Below are 15,920 nucleotides of genomic sequence, written 5' to 3'. Positions count from 1 at the left end.
TTTTATTAAGCCGTGAAAACTTTGCCAAGTTAGCTGAGTCTGAGCAATCAAGTTACGGTCTAACAATAAGAATAATCTGGAGGTTTTGATGAAAACGAAACTAAGACTAGCCGCTGTACCTAGTGTATTAGCCTTGGCTATCAGCTGTGTTTCCGTGGCCAGCTGGGCTGAGCCGCTTACCGGCCCGCAAATACTTGAGCAGACCTGCTCTACTTGCCATGCCCCAGGGGCAGATAATGAATTGAGCCGTATTAGCCAGCAACGTAAGACGCCTGAAGGCTGGTTGATGACTGTAGCACGAATGCAGGTGACACACGGGGTTGAGATAAATAACGACGATCGTCGTGTGTTGGTTAAGTACTTATCTGATAAACAGGGGTTAGCCCCTAGAGAAGTACAAGATGTGCGTTATGCCATGGAGCGACGTTTAAATACGCAAGAAAATTTCCAAGGTGAAGAAGAAGAGTTTGGGCAGATGTGTGCTCGATGTCACTCAGGTGCGCGTACTATTTTGCAGCGTCGACCTGCTGAAGAGTGGAGTCATTTAGTGCACTTCCATCTTGGGCAGTGGGCTTCTTTAGAGTATCAAGCGTTGTCACGTGACCGAGACTGGTTTGATATTGCTATCAATAAGACTGTCGGTGAGATTGCCAAGAAGTACCCCTACGACTCAGACGAATGGTCTAAATGGCAAGTTGAAAAACCAGCAGCTAAAACCTTAGAAGGTAGCTGGAGCTTCAGCGGGCATTATACCGGCGAGGGGGAAGTGCGCGGAAATATGCAGCTTCTAGCACAAGACAATGACCAGTTTAAAGTGACTCTTGATGGGCAATATGCTGATGGTCGCGCATTTAAAGGCTCTGGGACAGCAGTTCTTTATAATGGCTATGAGTGGCGCGCAAATATTAAAGTAGGTGAGCATGCCATGCGCCAAGTGTTTGCAGTTGTAAATGGTGAAATGCAAGGGCGTATGTTTGAGCGTGACCGTGATGAGCGTGGCCTAGACTTTACAGCAGCACAATCTGGTAAAACTCATATTTTAGCCTTGCAGCCTAGCTACTTAAAACGCGGAACTGAAGCGAGTTTGACTCTTGTTGGTACTGATTTGAAAGACGTGCCTGAATTTGGAGCAGGTGTTCAAGTTCTGAAAGAAGAGTCTAGAAGTACAGGGCAAGTGACTTACCGAGTGAAAGTCGCAGTCGATGCTGATTTAGGTTTGCGTACTGCAAGTATTGGTAGCGCTAAAGGCGGTCAATTAGCGCTGTACGATAAGATCGAGACAGTTAAGGTTTTACCTGACTACTCGATTGCTCGTGTTGGCGGTAATGGCGGCACAACAGAAAAAGTTGAAGGGCGTTTTGATGCTGAAGCGTGGGCAGTGGGTGCCGACGGTAAAACCCCATACCGTGTAGGTATTATGCCAGCAAACTGGACAGTTGCTGCCTTTGATGAGACAGCAGAAAAGCTTGAAGACGTACGTTTTGCCGGCAAGATGCAATCTGAGACAGGCATCTTTACTCCTGGTGATGCAGGTCCGAATCCTGATCGGCAAATGAACTCAAGTAACGTGGGAAATCTTAAAGTTATTGCTGAAGTTGATGATGCGGGACGTAAGTTACAAGGCGAAGGCCAGCTGATAGTAACGGTGCAACGATGGGCCATTCCACCGCTTCCTTAGTGGCAAAAATTGTGACAGCTACTTAACTAGATTTGGAGTGACATCATGGGTGCATTATTTAATATCGTTGAACATAACTTGCACGAAGTGCATGTGGATGCAGCGCGTATGCTATTTCACATTCCAACCAGTTCGCTCTTTGCCAGTGACGAGTTGACCTCTGAAATGATAGATAGCTTACGCAAAGAAAGTTGTTCTGCAGAGGAGTTGCATGCTCGCTTTAGTGATCGTTTCCCGCACGATGATGTGGTGCAAACGATACGTGATTTGATTGCTCTTGAAGTGATCAGCGATGGATCACCACTAACACCAGATATCGCTAACAAGCGTGTTGATCGAACAGCTATCAATACCGTGGTGTTGAACGTCAATACGGGTTGTAATCTCAGTTGTACCTACTGCTATAAAGAAGATCTCGACATCCCTTCTGCTGGCAAAAAAATGAGTCAGGAAACGGCTGTTGCTTCTGTGGAAATGCTACTTAAAGAATCCCCTGATGAGAAAAACTATACGGTGGTTTTTTTTGGTGGAGAACCATTGAGCAATCGACCTCTGATCGAATATGTGGTGGATTATTGCGAGAAACGCTTTGCAAGCTTAGGTAAGCGTATTGAGTTTGTGATGACAACAAATGCCACCTTGCTGACAGAGAACATTATTGATTACCTGAATGCGCACAACTTTGGTCTGTCCGTGAGTATCGACGGGCCTAAAACTGTGCATGATCGTAATCGTATTACTGTGGGTGGACAGGGCACATATGATGTCGTACGACGTAAGGCTGAAATGCTGTTGTCACGTTACACCAGCCGCCCCGTTGGAGCTCGAGTGACCCTGACTAAGGGTATTACCGATGTTGAAACAATCTGGAATCACTTGTTTAACGAACTTGGTTTTGCCGAGGTCGGTTTTGCTCCCGTCACCTCAGGTGATATCAGCAGTTTTAACTTAGAGCCAGAAGAGGTGGAGGCCGTATTTAACAATATGAAGTTGTTGGGCCGTCATTACTTGGCTGAGGCTTTAGAGCACCGCAATATTGGCTTTTCAAATCTACACCAACTGATTACTGATATTCACGAGGGGCATAAAAAATCACTGCCCTGTGGTGCAGGTCTGAAAATGTTAGCAGTTGATCACGAGGGCGAGTTGAATTTATGCCATCGCTTCACCGGTTCTACTCTGCCGACCTTTGGCAATGTGCATGAGGGTGTGAAGCAGGTTGAATTGAATGATTTTCTCTCACAACGTCTTGACCGCAGTAATACCGGTTGTGAAACCTGTCGTATTCGTAATCTGTGCTCTGGTGGTTGTTACCATGAAAGCTACGCGCGTTATGGTGACCCTACACATCCAACCTATCACTACTGTGACCTCATGCGTGACTGGGTTGATTTTGGTATTGAAGTCTACAGTCGAATTATGGCTGAGAATCCTGATTTTATTACGACTTATATCACTCCGCGCAAGGAAACTAATTATGAAACACTTAAAAGCAATTAATAATAAAGCAAAAAAAATGTTGCAGGCTATCGATGAAGATAAAGTTGGTGAAGTAATGGCGATGAGTGCTGTTGTCGGCTGTACAGCAACAACTGACCCAGGCTGGGAGGTAGACGCCTTTGGTGGCGTGAGCTCGTTATGTCAGCCTATGGAAAGTGACTTATATGGTTGCGCTGATCCATGTTGGTGGCCTGCACAGTTACCAGACATTATGAATACCCACCCTAACTGGAATAAAGACGCGATCAATTCCGATCAGGACTGGCGTAATCTCAACACCATTTTCCCGGACGATAAGTAATAGCGCGCTGATTTTGAGGATTTTGCTATGTTAAATAAAAATAAAATAGTAGTAGCTGTCGGTTTAAGCCTGTTAACCAGTTTGTTTACAGTATCAACTTGGGCTGATACCAGCCAAAAAGCCCTAGTCAAGGGGCATGAATACCTTGCAGTGACAAATTATCCCGATAACTTGCACTTAATTGATGTGGCGACTGATAAGGTCTATAAGTCGTGCAACATGCCAGGCCAGTTTGGCCCAGGTACAGTATCCATAAGCCCTGATAAGAAACGAGCTTATGTTCTAGGTAATGGTTTTCGCCAAGTGTATGGCTTTGATTTAGATACCTGTAAATTAGAGTTTAATGCTGTGTTTGCGCAAGCTGCTAACGAAGATGCGCGAGCGATGTTCTCATTTGCTGTTAGCGCTGATGGCAAAGAACTTTATAGCGTTAATAACGCGGTGCATAAATCAATAGATCACTACACGATACAGCAACCACGCCTGCAGGTATTTAGTACCGATGGCGGGGTGAATGCTAAACCTATACGTAGTTTCCCCGCGCCGCGCCAGGTGTACATCATGCAAGCAGCCGATGATGGCTCTTTGTATATGGCAGGCCCAGACATCTATAAGGTGAATGTGCAAGATGGCAGCTATACGGTTGCTATCCCTAGTCGCAACTGGAAGCGTGAGAATTATGGCCAGCCTGATGTGCTGTACTTTTGGCCGCACCAGCAAGTCAATCGCGACTTCAGTATTTTGTACACAGCGCCTAAATTTACTGACGCCAGCCAAAACTTAGAAACTGCTGAATATAAGTATGGGTTTTTTAATGTCAACCTAGCAACAGGGGAGACGGAAACTAAAGACTTTGGTGATGTTGTTGAGATCTACTTTACCGGTCAGCGCTCACCGAAAGAGCCTAATTTGATGTACGGTTTGTTGAACCGTTTAACGAAATATGACATTGAGAAGCAGGAGTTGTTGCAAGCTCAAGAATTAGACCATACCTACTACAACTTACACTTCAGTACCAATGGCGATAAAATTTATCTTGTAGGTACGCTCAACGATATTAGTATCCATGATGCACAAACCCTTGAGAAAACTGGCAGCATCAGCCTGCCGGGTGGTGACATGGCTATTACTACAGCGCAAGTCTTTATCCGCTAAGTCAGTCGCGGCAGGTGGTGTGAGCTACCTGTCGCTGATAAAAACTAATAAATAATTCAAAGGAACATCCTATGTCGACCTTTTTTAAGCAGCGTCGTGCCTATTATGCTGCATGCTTATTTGTTGGAAGTGGCTTGGTGTCAGCAGAAGCTTATGAGTTGTATAGCACTCCCGAGCAACAACTTAATTTTGATTTGTCAGCTAACTTTGGTATTTTTAACAGTAAAAAAGCCTATCAGCAAACAGGAACACAAACAGCTAAAAGTCATACTTGGCGAGAAGGAACGTTAAAGTATGGTTTTAGTGGTAGTCAGCAATTTAGTAATGCATCAGTGCTTGATGCTGGTTTAGCGTGGGTGAGTACCGCTACTTGGGGTGATGGGGATGCTGCTGGGTTTACTGATGGTTCAGAACGTCGCACTAAACTTGAGGATGCTTGGATGCGCTGGCGTTCAGGAGACCTATTCCCGGTCTTAGGGCAGCATGGTCTAGAAGTATCCGCTGGTCGTCAGCTTCTTAGTGTTGGTGATGGTTTTTTAATTAACGGTGATCAAGTATCTTTTGGTCAAGGGCTCGCTGATGGAGTCTTAGATCGAGGTGGCGCTTATTATTTAGCTGGACGTAGTAGTTTTGCTGAAACTGCGGTCTTGCGTATAGGTGGTTCTGAAGGCTGGCGTAGTGACCTTATATGGCTTAAATCAGATAACCGAGCACAAGCCAAAACTGAGTTATATGTAGGTACTTTGGAGCATGCTGCAGAACAGGGAACCTTAGGGTTGACCTTTATTAAAGGTCAAGGTGTAGACAAAAAGTATGCTGATGATGTTCAGTTAGAGCGTGATGGTATGAAAGTCTACAGCTTACGTGGACAAGGTAATTTAGGTGTTGAGCCTTTGTTTTTATCTGCTGAGTATGCTTGGCAAGATAAACCTAGTGGCAATAATAATGCCTGGTATTTGGAGGCGGGTTGGACGTTCCAAGATGTAGCGTGGTCGCCGACATTAAGCTATCGCTACAGTCGTTTTAGTAAACATTATGACCCGCTTTTTTACGGCTTTAGTCGTGGCTTTGGTACATGGTATCAGGGTGAAGTCGCTGCTAACTACGCCGGACCTTTTAACAGTAATGCTAAGGTGCATTTTGTCGGTTTAACAGCTGATGTAAGTGACAAGCTTGGGTTAGGTTTACAGCTGTTTGACTTTGCGAGTATTGACCGCAGTCAGGGTGATTTCTCTGGTAATGAGGTGGATTTGTATTTGGAGTGGCAAGCTCATCCGAAGCTAACTATTATGCCTTTAGTTGGTGTGTATAAACCGAAAAAAAGCGCTGCGCAGGTAGGCAGTCAGCTCGCAGGTAATGGACGTAATGTGTATAGCCAGTTGATTTTTAGTAGCAGTTTTTAAGCGTAAGATGCTCCATTGAGTTCTTTCTTGATGGAGCACTTTAGGGGGAATTAAACATGCTTAATGTGGTTATTCTCGGTGCAGGGCCGGCAGCTGTTGTCTGTGCGCTCGGTGTGCAGCGTCTTGGTTATAATGTCACTGTAGTCAGTGAGGCAAGACGATTCTCTGCTGTAGAAGGCGTTTCACAGCGTGTTTTAGAGTCTTTACAGCATGCAGGGTTGCGCAATGTACTGGATACTGTAGAGCAGGCATGTGTCCGATCGGTGTTATGGAATGGTGAGTATAACGAACAGAATCACGAATACTTGTTAGATCGGCCGCGTTTTGATCAGGCTCTACGCCAGCAGTTGCAAGACGCAGGAGTCCCTCTACTGACACAGCGAGTGCTTCGTGTACACAGCACACAGCACGGACATCAAATACAACTTGGTAGTGGTCAAGTAGTGACGGCCGACTTTCTTATCGAAGCTCGTGGTCGTCAAGCACCAGGCTCCGGAAAGAAAATGCGAGGCCCTGAAACCCTTAGCTTGTTAAACCGTTGGCAAGGTCCGCCACAACCAGTAAAAACCGCTCTGCATAGTCATCATGATGGTTGGAGTTGGATGGCTCAACTGGCTGATGGGCGTTGCTATTGGCAGCTGACCTTAGATGTAGCCAGTGCACAGTTGCCGTCAAAGGAACGCTTACTTAAGTATTGTCAGCAGCGACGACAAGCAAGCATCTTTGCACAAGAGTTTTTTCAGCAATATGAAGCTCAAAATATAGATCTTCATGTGCGCAGCAGCAGTTCTACTCTGTGTAATGAGAGCTGCGGTAGCAATTGGCTGCGTATTGGGGATGCTGCTATGGCTGTTGATCCGTTATCTGGCAATGGCATTTTCCAAGCTCTATCGTCCGCCTTGCAGGCTCCGGCAGTGCTGTATACATTATTAGAGAAACCACAACAGGCCGCGCTTGCTAAAGAGTTTCACCAGCAGCGAATTGAGCATTTGTTTTTACGCTTTGCTCGCTTAGGGCGTGACTTCTATACGCTGGAAAAGCAATGGTTGCATGAGCCCTTTTGGCTAGCTCGACAGCAATGGCCAGATCAGCGGTCAACGCATCATGAAGCGGATTTTAGTCAGCTACAACTAGCACATCGCCCAGTTATTGAAAATGGAGAAATAGTCTCGCGAGAGGTGGTAATTAGTCCTGATCAGCCACTAGGTATGTGGCACCATAGTGGTATCGCCTTAGCGCCCATGTTACGTCAGTTACGAGAGCAAGGCCTAAGAGATCTTCTTGGAAAGTATTCAGTTATTGAGCAAGGCTACATAAATAGTTGGCTCACTAATCAGGGTTATTTTGCTAATAAGTGATCTGTTTTTGATGTCACTGGCGATGCTGATTGGATTTAAAAGAGCATGAGATAAAACCGATAGCAAAGCTAACTATGTCGACGTTGTAAGTTTTTATTGGTGTTCTGTGTGCTTCAAAGCTATACGGGGGTGCTTTGTCGATCGACAGCAGATAGTCGTAGGACAGGATTTTCTGCTATGGACATCGCCGTATCGGAAATCTAGCACTAAATAGTAGTGCTACTGTCATCCTTCACTTGATTTTTATGATTCCGGTTAAAATGTTTAAGTCGTTGTATTGCAGGGTTGTTTTCGGCAACTTACTGAGTTTGATCTTACTGGGGGCGTATCTGGAGGCGACTTGGTGGAGCGGCCTAACTGGCTTGTTGCATGTCTTGGTAAGTTACTTTTACGTATACCTATATGTAAATATACTAATACTAAAGTCTTGCCTTTGAATGCTTTTGTTGAAGACTAGAGCCGTTATGATCGAAGTGTATCGTGCCCGCGGTTGGCGCAGGCATTGTAGATAACGAGGCTAAGCTTATGATTTATGCACAACCTGGTACTCAAGACTCTTTGCTAACGATCAAACCCCGCTACGGTAATTTTATCGGTGGCGAGTTTGTTCCGCCGGTCAATGGTGAGTACTTCATGAATACCACACCTGTTACGGGTGCTGATTGCGGTGAGTTTCCACGCTCAAGCGCAGATGACATTAACTTGGCTCTCGATGCTGCTCATGCCGCAGCGGCGGCGTGGGGTAAAACCTCCGCGCAAAATCGTGCACTGGTGTTATTAAAAATTGCGGATCGTATTGAAGAGAACTTAGAGCTTCTCGCTGTCACTGAGACCTGGGATAACGGCAAGGCCATTCGTGAAACACTGAATGCTGATGTACCACTGGCCGCAGATCACTTCCGCTATTTTGCTGGTTGTATACGAGCACAAGAAGGCACATCCGCCGAAATTGATGAGCACACGGCGGCATACCATTTTCACGAGCCTTTAGGCGTGGTCGGCCAGATTATCCCGTGGAATTTTCCGTTACTGATGGCTGCATGGAAGTTAGCTCCAGCGCTGGCAGCGGGTAACTGTGTGGTCTTAAAACCTGCCGAGCAAACGCCCTTATCTATTACTGTTCTAATGGAGTTGGTTGGTGATTTATTACCGCCAGGGGTGTTAAATATCGTGCAAGGATTTGGCCGTGAAGCAGGCGAGGCGCTGATTACTAGCCCTCGTATTGCAAAAATTGCTTTTACCGGTTCCACACCGGTGGGCTCACGGATTATGCATGCTGCTGCTGATAATATTATTCCAAGCACTGTCGAGCTGGGTGGTAAATCCCCGAATATCTTCTTTGAAGATATTATGAATGCTGAGCCTGCGTTTATTGAGAAAGCTGCTGAAGGCTTGGTTTTAGCGTTCTTTAACCAAGGCGAAGTCTGTACTGCGCCATCTCGAGCGCTGATTCAAGAGTCTATTTATGAGCCGTTTATGGCTGAGGTGATGAAGAAGATTAAGGCGATTCGTCGTGGTAACCCTCTAGATACTGAAACGATGGTGGGTGCGCAAGCTTCGTCGCAGCAGTTTGAGAAAATCATGTCCTATATGGATATTGCGGCAGAAGAAGGTGCTGAAGTACTGACTGGTGGACAGGTCGAAACGTTAGAAGGTGATTTTGCGAAAGGCTACTACATTCAGCCAACGTTGCTTAAAGGCCACAACAAAATGCGCGTGTTCCAAGAAGAGATTTTTGGTCCTGTGGTTGCTGTGACGACCTTTAAAGATGAAGCTGAAGCCCTAGAAATCGCTAACGATACCGAGTTTGGCTTGGGTGCTGGAGTGTGGACGCGTGATATTAACCGTGCTTACCGTATGGGACGAGGTATTAAAGCTGGGCGTGTATGGACCAACTGCTACCACCTGTACCCTGCACATGCGGCCTTTGGCGGTTATAAAAAATCAGGAGTAGGGCGTGAAACACACAAAATGATTCTTGATCAGTACCAGCAAACTAAAAACCTACTGATTAGTTACGACATCAATCCTTTAGGCTTCTTCTAAAGTTATTATTGAACTCGATTGCTATTATGCGTATCGAGTTCAATTTTATAATAGTATTAGTTATATTTTAAATATCTAGTTACTTTAGGTTGTTGGTTAATGAGACTGTATTACTATCTGTTTTTGTGGGCGCCTTCACATAAATTGATTTAATTTTGACAAGCTGAATATACCGTCTATCTTGAAATGTGCAGCCACGATCTATCATAAATAATAGGCAATAAAGGCTGCAGATTTTCAATCTCACAAGGACGGTGTTTATGCGAAAATTAATGATTAATTCAATCTTGGCTGCAGCCTTAGGTGCAAGTAGTTTTTTTGCTATTGCTGCCGAGCCTCCTGCTACATCAAAATCACAAGTAGTGGCCACGATTGACCAGCCTACAGTCAATATTAACAATGCTGATATAGAAACACTGGCTCGAGAGCTAAATGGCGTAGGTGCTGCTAAAGCACGCGCTATTGTTGAGTATCGTGAAGCTCATGGTGCATTTGCATCAGTGGATGAGTTACTTGAAGTGAAGGGTATTGGTATGGCGATACTGGAGAAAAATTTCAAAAAATTAACGATTGAATAAAATGACAGTTATTTAAAATGATATTTATTTTGCATGGATGCAAATACAGGAGCGTTTAATTAAAATTATCAGGATGATATGTAAGGGATTGGTTAATTAATACGCAAAATAAGTAAGCGCTACAGGAGTGGCGTTATATAACAAGGATGTTGAACAGGGAGGTTAAGCTTAATGCGTTAAATGAACGCAATAAGTGATGAGTAAAAGGAAGGAGACTGCCCGCTCTGTAGAGCGAGCAGTCTCCTAATTATTTTTTTGCACTAGTGAGCATACATTTGCAGTGCAGCAGGTAGATTCCAACTCAGCAAGACCGTAAAAGTCAGTAGTAGCATAGGAATAATTGTTTGCCACTGCTGTTTGCGTAGAGCAGGTATAGGCTGGCGAGATTGCACCAGCATTAAGCTGATCGCGCAGATGACGCAAGCTAGTAATGCGCCAGCTAAAATATCCGTTGGCCAATGCGCGGTTAGATACACCCGAGATAAAGCAATACCAACAGCTGGTACTAATGCAATGAATAGCCAAAGTACTCGCCAACGTTGCGGTTGTTGACGACTGGCTAATATGCCTAAAACTAGAAAAAAGGCAAAACCAGAAGCACTGTGCCCGCTTGGAAAGCTAAAGCTTTGTAATGGCTCAAGCAGTAACGAAGGTCGTACTCGTTCAAAAAAGTGCTTGAATAGATAGTTGCTGACGGCAGCAGTGAGTAAGGTGCTACCGGCAAAGATCAATGCTTGAAACTGTCGAAATAACAACAACAGAGCACACAATATAACGCTCACAGTCAATTGTGTGGAGAAGTCGCCTAAGCGCGTCATTACTACCATTGCATGATCAAGCCATGGTGTACGAATAAGCTGGCTAAGATCATGCAAATAAAGATCAAATATAGATAGATGCTGCCAACTCAACATCAGCGTAAACAGCGCTATAGTAGACAGCCCAGCGCTGACTAAACTACTGCTACGCCAGCCACGCAAACAGCTGAATATACTTAATACGGCGCACAGTCCTAAAGATCCCCCTAACCAGCTTGCTTGCAACCAAAAGCCTGGTGGCGGGTTTAGCTCAAAAGCAGCTCCGACCAGCCAGCCCGGCATAATGTAAGCAATGGCCCAGCCAGCAGCGGCAAAGATACTGACGGTAATAAAGCGCGTAAAGGGCATTGATAGCATGCCTGCAACTAAAGGCAGAAGCGGGCGTAAAGGACCAATAAAACGTCCCAGTAATAAGCTTAATATCCCGTAACGTTCAAAATGGATTTCGGCACTGACAAGCCAGTGTCGATGGCTGCGTAATAAGGGCAGTTGCGGCACTTTATGTTGTAAGCGATAACCCAATGCGTAAGAGATCACATCCCCACACAGACCTCCGAGCCAAGCGAGGAGGAGAACTGTTGGCAGTCCTAAGCTACTGCTACCCGCGATAACAGCTAAACCAAACATCAATACAACACCCGGCAGAACAATTCCTACCAAGGCTAAACATTCTAAGAACGCTGTAATAAAAATCGCCGTGCCCAGCCAATAAGGACTGTTGTTCGACACGATTAAAACTGTTTGTAGAAAATCATTCATATGAACAGGTACTTATTAGCGGCTGTGATTAGCAATCAGACTCAAGGTATTCGATATCGTTGTATCTCGTCGCTGGAATCGCGTTTTATCGAGTGCAATCTTGCTATGCGAGTGAGCAAACATAGAGAGAAAGGCTTAAGTTTAACGATATTTTAGCAAGAGTTCTAAGTGTTGTTGTTTTGGAAAGTCACGCCTGCTCATCTAGGCGTTAAGCTACTGTGCTAAAGTGTAAGGCCATTCTAGACTTAATAAACCTATGTTGATCCCTTTTGAACAGCTGGCGGCAGAGACGCTAACCGGCTTAATTGAAGATTTTGTGACCCGCGATGGCACTGATAATGGTGATGAAACGCCATTGCATACGCGCATTGAACGGGTGCGTCGCGCGCTTGAGAAAAAACAGGCAGTGATTCTTTTTGATGTCGAAAGTCAGCAATGCCAACTGTGTTTGCGCAATGATGTGCCTAAAGAGTGGTTGGATGATTTAAATCAGCTCACGATGCAAGAATAGAAGTATTAATCAGTTTGTCTAGGCAAGATTGTGTTATTTTTGAACTTATATGCGACCTATGAAGTCGTATTTGTTGATATATATGGAGATGACCTATGAGCAAGAAATATCTTACGGCCTTATTTGCAGCAGCAGCTTTTGTTACTTTAGCGGGTTGTTCTTCGCCCACAGTTATTACTTTAAAAAATGGTACCCAACTGGAAACCACCGACCAGCCTAAATATGACGAAGACAGTGGTTTTTACGAGTTCAAGCAGAACGATGGTAAACCAGTACGCATCAACAAAGACGATATCCACACAATTAAAAAAATGTAACACCTGTGCATGCATTATGTCGGCATGGTGTCATGCATGTGCCAGATTTCTGAGCGAAACGTTTGTGCAGTAACTAATGACTGCACAAACACTCATAAAAAATGCTACAGCGTGTGACTACTTCGTTTTAACCGCCTGAATCCAGGCCGGATCCAGTGTTTGCTGCTCGCAATCGATGCCTAACTCTTGCATGCACTGCTTGTGCGCATCGACCTCATGTACCATCTGACTGATCTCGCTGGTGTTGCCATCGAGATCATGCATCTGTAGTAGACCTAAATGGTAAAAGCGTAAAAGCTTAATTGCAGATGGGTTCTTTGCTGTCACACCATGGGTGACATTGTGCATCACATTGGTGATACTCATTAAGCTGCGCTTCAGGCGCCAGCCATAAACATTAGCGGCCATCCAAGGCTGTTTACTGAACAGCACACGAACCAATACTGCAGTAATGGCGACACCTGCGGCCACACCGGCCATGTTTAAACGAAAGTTATCACCACCCGGCTCACCAAAAAACATCACCAATAGGCTGGACAACAGCATCGCCAGCGCCACAAATACTGCAATAATAATCCAAGTGGCTTTACGGGTTTGCTGACGGTAGTCTTCAGGCTTAATGGTTGCGAGCGTAAATGGTCTAGAGTTTTTAGCCGAAGAGGGTGTATTAGCAGGTGATGGATTGCGCATAAATAATACAAAGCTCAAGATTAAACATTCAACAATCATACAGCAGCATGCTGCACCAGCCTATCCTTGCCTGCGCGTTGACTAAAGCTTAGAGACTGGACGGTAAACGCTATTATTATGCCGTCAGCTAGCCATTTAAAAAATACAGTGTCACATAGGCCAAGACAGCATAACGTCCAACTTTAGCGATACTGACCAACACAGTGAAACGCCAAAAAGGCTCGCGTAATACACCGGCAATTAATGTTAACGGATCACCAACAATCGGTAACCAGCTCAGCAGTAAGCTCCAGCGTCCATAGCGTTGATACCAGTGCTGTGCGCGTTCCAGCTGTGCCGGTTTCACTGGGAACCAGCGCCGTGTCTGCCAACGTTGCAACTGCGTACCGAGCCACCAATTGATTTGTGAGCCAAGTACATTACCCAAGGACGCGACCAGTACGAGTGAGTACACTGCGCGCGGTTCCAGTGCGAGAAGCGCAACTAAAGCTGCTTCAGATTGCATCGGTAATAAGGTTGCGGCAATACAGGCTGAGAATCCTAGGCCTAGATAGCTGATCCAACTTAGCATTGTGCTGCAGTCCATGGCTGATCGTGGTAACAGAGATGATTAAGTCTCACTGAGAGAACAACTCTAATTGCACAGCATCCTGCTGCTGTTGGTCGAGCAAGCGCACACCAACACCCAGTAGTCGTACTGGTTTATTGCCGCGCATATAGGCAGCCGACAGCAGTAGGCGATAACTGTCTAAATCCAACGCTGCACCGGCTTGTTCAACAGTGGTTTGGGTAAAGTCGTGGAACTTTACTTTTACAAAAGGCTTATCTGGATGATAACTGTCATCTAAGCGTGCTTGGCGTTTGCCTAGCTCCTCTAGCAAGTGAGGGAGCTGTGCTTGGCATGCAGATAAATCAGCTAGATCCTGCTCAAAGGTACGCTCAATACTCACAGTTTGTCTGCGGCTATAAGGCTGTACTGGACGTTCATCAATACCACGAGCCAATGACCATAAGCGCTCGCCAAAGCTGCCAAAGGCTTTGGTGAGCACCAGAACGCTGTGACCACGCAGTTGCGCGCAGTCATTGATGCCCAGTCGTGCCAGCTTAGCGGCTGTGACTTTGCCGACACCGTGGAGTTTTTTAACGGGTAAAGCTAAGACAAAATCATCTACCTGGTCTGGAGTAATCACAAACAAGCCATTAGGTTTACGCCAATCAGAGGCAATTTTTGCTAAGAATTTGTTGGGTGCCACGCCAGCGGAAATCACCAAGCGCAGCTCTTGCCAAATACGACTGCGAATTTCTTTGGCAATTAAAGTAGCGCTGCCTGAACACATCTGACAATCGCTGACATCTAAAAAGGCTTCATCCAAGGATAGAGGCTCAATACAATCGGTGTAGTCGTGCAGGATATTGTGAATCTGCTTAGAGGCTACTTTATAGGCCTCCATACGCGGTTTGATAATGACTAGGTCAGGGCAGAGTTTGACTGCACGTGCAGTCGGCATCGCTGAGTGGACACCCCAAGAGCGTGCCTCATAGTTGCAGGTTGCGATGACACCACGTCGATCTGCCGAGCCGCCCACAGCGACGGCATGTCCTTGTAAGCGCGGATCATCACGCATTTCAATGGCGGCATAAAAACAATCAGCATCAATGTGAATTATTTTTCGCGAACTCAAAGTCTCTGTAACCCCTATATACATTGACTGTACAGGTATTAGCTTAGCATTAGATCGCTAGACAACGGGGCTTTACTGTATTTAAAGTCAGTAAATGTTTGACAAGGTTCAAAAAGTAGCTATAATTTGCGCCGCGGGATGGAGCAGTCTGGTAGCTCGTCGGGCTCATAACCCGAAGGTCGTAGGTTCAAATCCTGCTCCCGCAACCAAATACTAAAGCCTTAACTTTCAATAAGTTAGGGCTTTTTTTATGCCTGCAATTCCTTGCTTTGAAATCGCCAAAAAAGCCTCCGTGCCCAAACCGTGCCCTGTGCGTGCCTTTTTCTAAAATATGAATATACTGATCAGCTAGATTTTTACTGTCAGTCTGTCTAAGGCACACAGACGGTTATCGCGCACTGTAGCGGTTTAATGGTCATTTTTTATCTCTGCTCTAAATCCGGATTACCAGCACACCTTCGATTCAACGGCGCTAGGACTGAATAATGACAGCGCGGGTGATTGGAACTGAAGGTGCAGCTAATCCTAAATCATATAAGCAAAAGGTAGGCTAAGCTTAATTAGCAGAGCATGGGCAGTTAGTGTTCTGTCGTATGTGTCCTAGTTCTGTTTTTCGTCTATCGGCAGGGTCAAGCCCACCTTTACTGCATCCATAACCACGTGTGTCTGGAAGCTACGTATATTGGCGTTATCAAAAAAAGCATCGCGGGTGAATCGCTCATAATCTCCCATGTCGAAAGCGGTCACCACAATAATAAAGTCGGTTGAACCTGTGACGTAGTAACACTGCTGTACTTCTTCACGCTGCAACATTTCTTTTTTGAATAAATCAATTAGATTGATGTGTTCTCGCTCCAGACTGATCCGCACGATGAGCGTCATAGCGCGACCGAGGGCCTTGGCATTCACCATGGAAACATCAGAGCTGATGATTTGTTGTTCGCACATCGGTTTAACTCGACGTTGGACTGCGGTAGGTGACAGACCGGTCTGTTCCGGAATTTGCTCGTAGGTGGTTCGGTTAGAATCTTGCATGATCTTGAGAACTTTTCGGTCAAAACTATCAAGTTGTAGTGGCCAAATAAAGCTCGTCCACCTTGCACTCGAAAAGCTCGTACAACTTC

General features: G+C 45.5%; 15 protein-coding genes and 1 tRNA gene. 11 read left to right on the top strand and 5 right to left on the bottom strand.

All coding sequences use genetic code 11. The annotated features are described in order from the left end of the window. Positions 1-88 precede the first annotated feature (88 nt). The 8 genes from peaA (at position 89) to JYJ62_RS02135 (ending at position 10,019) form a co-directional block, all read left to right on the top strand. Positions 89-1,678 (top strand): quinohemoprotein amine dehydrogenase subunit alpha, encoded by a 1,590-nt coding sequence (gene peaA / locus JYJ62_RS02170; RefSeq protein WP_205340540.1) that lies wholly within the window; start codon positions 89-91, stop codon positions 1,676-1,678. 45 nt (positions 1,679-1,723) lie between these two features. Continuing rightward, positions 1,724-3,178: a quinohemoprotein amine dehydrogenase maturation protein gene (peaB, locus tag JYJ62_RS02165; RefSeq protein ID WP_205340539.1), complete on the top strand. Its 1,455-nt coding sequence runs from the start codon at positions 1,724-1,726 to the stop codon at positions 3,176-3,178. Then, positions 3,156-3,479, top strand: coding sequence for a quinohemoprotein amine dehydrogenase subunit gamma (gene qhpC / locus JYJ62_RS02160; protein ID WP_205340538.1), 324 nt, complete (start codon positions 3,156-3,158; stop codon positions 3,477-3,479). Before peaB ends, qhpC begins: the two co-directional genes overlap by 23 nt. Positions 3,480-3,506: 27 nt before the next feature. Next, positions 3,507-4,634: a quinohemoprotein amine dehydrogenase subunit beta gene (peaD, locus tag JYJ62_RS02155; RefSeq protein ID WP_205340537.1), complete on the top strand. Its 1,128-nt coding sequence runs from the start codon at positions 3,507-3,509 to the stop codon at positions 4,632-4,634. Positions 4,635-4,705: 71 nt separating this feature from the next. Continuing rightward, entirely contained in the window at positions 4,706-6,037 is a 1,332-nt protein-coding gene (locus JYJ62_RS02150; protein WP_232365694.1) for an alginate export family protein, read from the top strand. Between the two features lie 56 nt (positions 6,038-6,093). Next, positions 6,094-7,395, top strand: coding sequence for an NAD(P)/FAD-dependent oxidoreductase (locus JYJ62_RS02145; protein WP_205340536.1), 1,302 nt, complete (start codon positions 6,094-6,096; stop codon positions 7,393-7,395). Positions 7,396-7,920: 525 nt separating this feature from the next. After that, positions 7,921-9,441: an aldehyde dehydrogenase family protein gene (locus JYJ62_RS02140; RefSeq protein WP_205340535.1), complete on the top strand. Its 1,521-nt coding sequence runs from the start codon at positions 7,921-7,923 to the stop codon at positions 9,439-9,441. Between the two features lie 260 nt (positions 9,442-9,701). Beyond that, complete coding sequence (locus JYJ62_RS02135; protein ID WP_205340534.1) at positions 9,702-10,019, top strand: ComEA family DNA-binding protein; 318 nt, start codon at positions 9,702-9,704, stop codon at positions 10,017-10,019. A 260-nt stretch (positions 10,020-10,279) separates the two neighbouring features. Here the strand turns inward: JYJ62_RS02135 and JYJ62_RS02130 are convergent, their stop codons facing one another. Then, positions 10,280-11,596 carry a bifunctional DedA family/phosphatase PAP2 family protein gene (locus JYJ62_RS02130; protein ID WP_205340533.1) on the bottom strand — a complete coding sequence of 439 codons (1,317 nt, stop codon included), beginning with the start codon at positions 11,594-11,596 and terminating at the stop codon, positions 10,280-10,282. Positions 11,597-11,852: 256 nt separating this feature from the next. Here JYJ62_RS02130 and JYJ62_RS02125 point away from each other — a divergent pair, with 256 nt between their 5' ends. Both JYJ62_RS02125 and JYJ62_RS02120 read left to right on the top strand, forming a co-directional pair. Continuing rightward, a complete protein-coding gene (locus tag JYJ62_RS02125) occupies positions 11,853-12,107 on the top strand; it encodes a YheU family protein (protein WP_205340532.1) in 255 nt (84 codons plus the stop codon). A 95-nt stretch (positions 12,108-12,202) separates the two neighbouring features. Next, positions 12,203-12,424 (top strand): YgdI/YgdR family lipoprotein, encoded by a 222-nt coding sequence (locus tag JYJ62_RS02120; RefSeq protein WP_205340531.1) that lies wholly within the window; start codon positions 12,203-12,205, stop codon positions 12,422-12,424. Positions 12,425-12,541: 117 nt separating this feature from the next. Here JYJ62_RS02120 and JYJ62_RS02115 read toward each other — a convergent pair whose 3' ends face one another. The 3 genes from JYJ62_RS02115 to dinB all read right to left on the bottom strand — a co-directional run bounded on the left by JYJ62_RS02115 (position 12,542) and on the right by dinB (position 14,796). Next, positions 12,542-13,114 carry a DUF3087 family protein gene (locus JYJ62_RS02115; RefSeq protein ID WP_205340829.1) on the bottom strand — a complete coding sequence of 191 codons (573 nt, stop codon included), beginning with the start codon at positions 13,112-13,114 and terminating at the stop codon, positions 12,542-12,544. Positions 13,115-13,241: 127 nt separating this feature from the next. Beyond that, positions 13,242-13,685: a YqaA family protein gene (locus JYJ62_RS02110; protein WP_205340530.1), complete on the bottom strand. Its 444-nt coding sequence runs from the start codon at positions 13,683-13,685 to the stop codon at positions 13,242-13,244. Between the two features lie 46 nt (positions 13,686-13,731). Then, entirely contained in the window at positions 13,732-14,796 is a 1,065-nt protein-coding gene (gene dinB, locus JYJ62_RS02105) for a DNA polymerase IV (protein ID WP_205340529.1), read from the bottom strand. Positions 14,797-14,928: 132 nt separating this feature from the next. Here dinB and JYJ62_RS02100 point away from each other — a divergent pair. Continuing rightward, positions 14,929-15,005: transfer RNA gene (locus JYJ62_RS02100), tRNA-Met, on the top strand. Positions 15,006-15,396: 391 nt separating this feature from the next. On the opposite strand, the gene JYJ62_RS02095 is transcribed toward JYJ62_RS02100, so the two are convergent. Continuing rightward, entirely contained in the window at positions 15,397-15,879 is a 483-nt protein-coding gene (locus JYJ62_RS02095) for an Lrp/AsnC family transcriptional regulator (RefSeq protein WP_269751389.1), read from the bottom strand. Positions 15,880-15,920 lie beyond the last annotated feature (41 nt).

It is taken from the genome of Denitrificimonas caeni (assembly GCF_905120345.1).
Classification (GTDB): Bacteria; Pseudomonadota; Gammaproteobacteria; order Pseudomonadales; family Pseudomonadaceae; genus Denitrificimonas; species Denitrificimonas caeni_A.
Note: the sequence above shows the minus strand (reverse complement) of the source record. Positions and strands in the feature narration are given on the sequence as shown.

Excerpts from the sequence above, each read along its gene's own strand:
- peaA (WP_205340540.1), top strand. The coding sequence starts at position 89 with ATGAAAACGAAACTAAGACTAGCCGCTGTACCTAGTGTATTAGCCTTG.
- peaB (WP_205340539.1), top strand. The coding sequence starts at position 1,724 with ATGGGTGCATTATTTAATATCGTTGAACATAACTTGCACGAAGTGCAT.
- qhpC (WP_205340538.1), top strand. The coding sequence starts at position 3,156 with ATGAAACACTTAAAAGCAATTAATAATAAAGCAAAAAAAATGTTGCAG.
- peaD (WP_205340537.1), top strand. The coding sequence starts at position 3,507 with ATGTTAAATAAAAATAAAATAGTAGTAGCTGTCGGTTTAAGCCTGTTA.
- JYJ62_RS02150 (WP_232365694.1), top strand. The coding sequence starts at position 4,706 with ATGTCGACCTTTTTTAAGCAGCGTCGTGCCTATTATGCTGCATGCTTA.
- JYJ62_RS02145 (WP_205340536.1), top strand. The coding sequence starts at position 6,094 with ATGCTTAATGTGGTTATTCTCGGTGCAGGGCCGGCAGCTGTTGTCTGT.
- JYJ62_RS02140 (WP_205340535.1), top strand. The coding sequence starts at position 7,921 with ATGATTTATGCACAACCTGGTACTCAAGACTCTTTGCTAACGATCAAA.
- JYJ62_RS02135 (WP_205340534.1), top strand. The coding sequence starts at position 9,702 with ATGCGAAAATTAATGATTAATTCAATCTTGGCTGCAGCCTTAGGTGCA.
- JYJ62_RS02130 (WP_205340533.1), bottom strand. The coding sequence starts at position 11,596 with ATGAATGATTTTCTACAAACAGTTTTAATCGTGTCGAACAACAGTCCT.
- JYJ62_RS02125 (WP_205340532.1), top strand. The coding sequence starts at position 11,853 with ATGTTGATCCCTTTTGAACAGCTGGCGGCAGAGACGCTAACCGGCTTA.
- JYJ62_RS02120 (WP_205340531.1), top strand. The coding sequence starts at position 12,203 with ATGAGCAAGAAATATCTTACGGCCTTATTTGCAGCAGCAGCTTTTGTT.
- JYJ62_RS02115 (WP_205340829.1), bottom strand. The coding sequence starts at position 13,114 with ATGCGCAATCCATCACCTGCTAATACACCCTCTTCGGCTAAAAACTCT.
- JYJ62_RS02110 (WP_205340530.1), bottom strand. The coding sequence starts at position 13,685 with ATGCTAAGTTGGATCAGCTATCTAGGCCTAGGATTCTCAGCCTGTATT.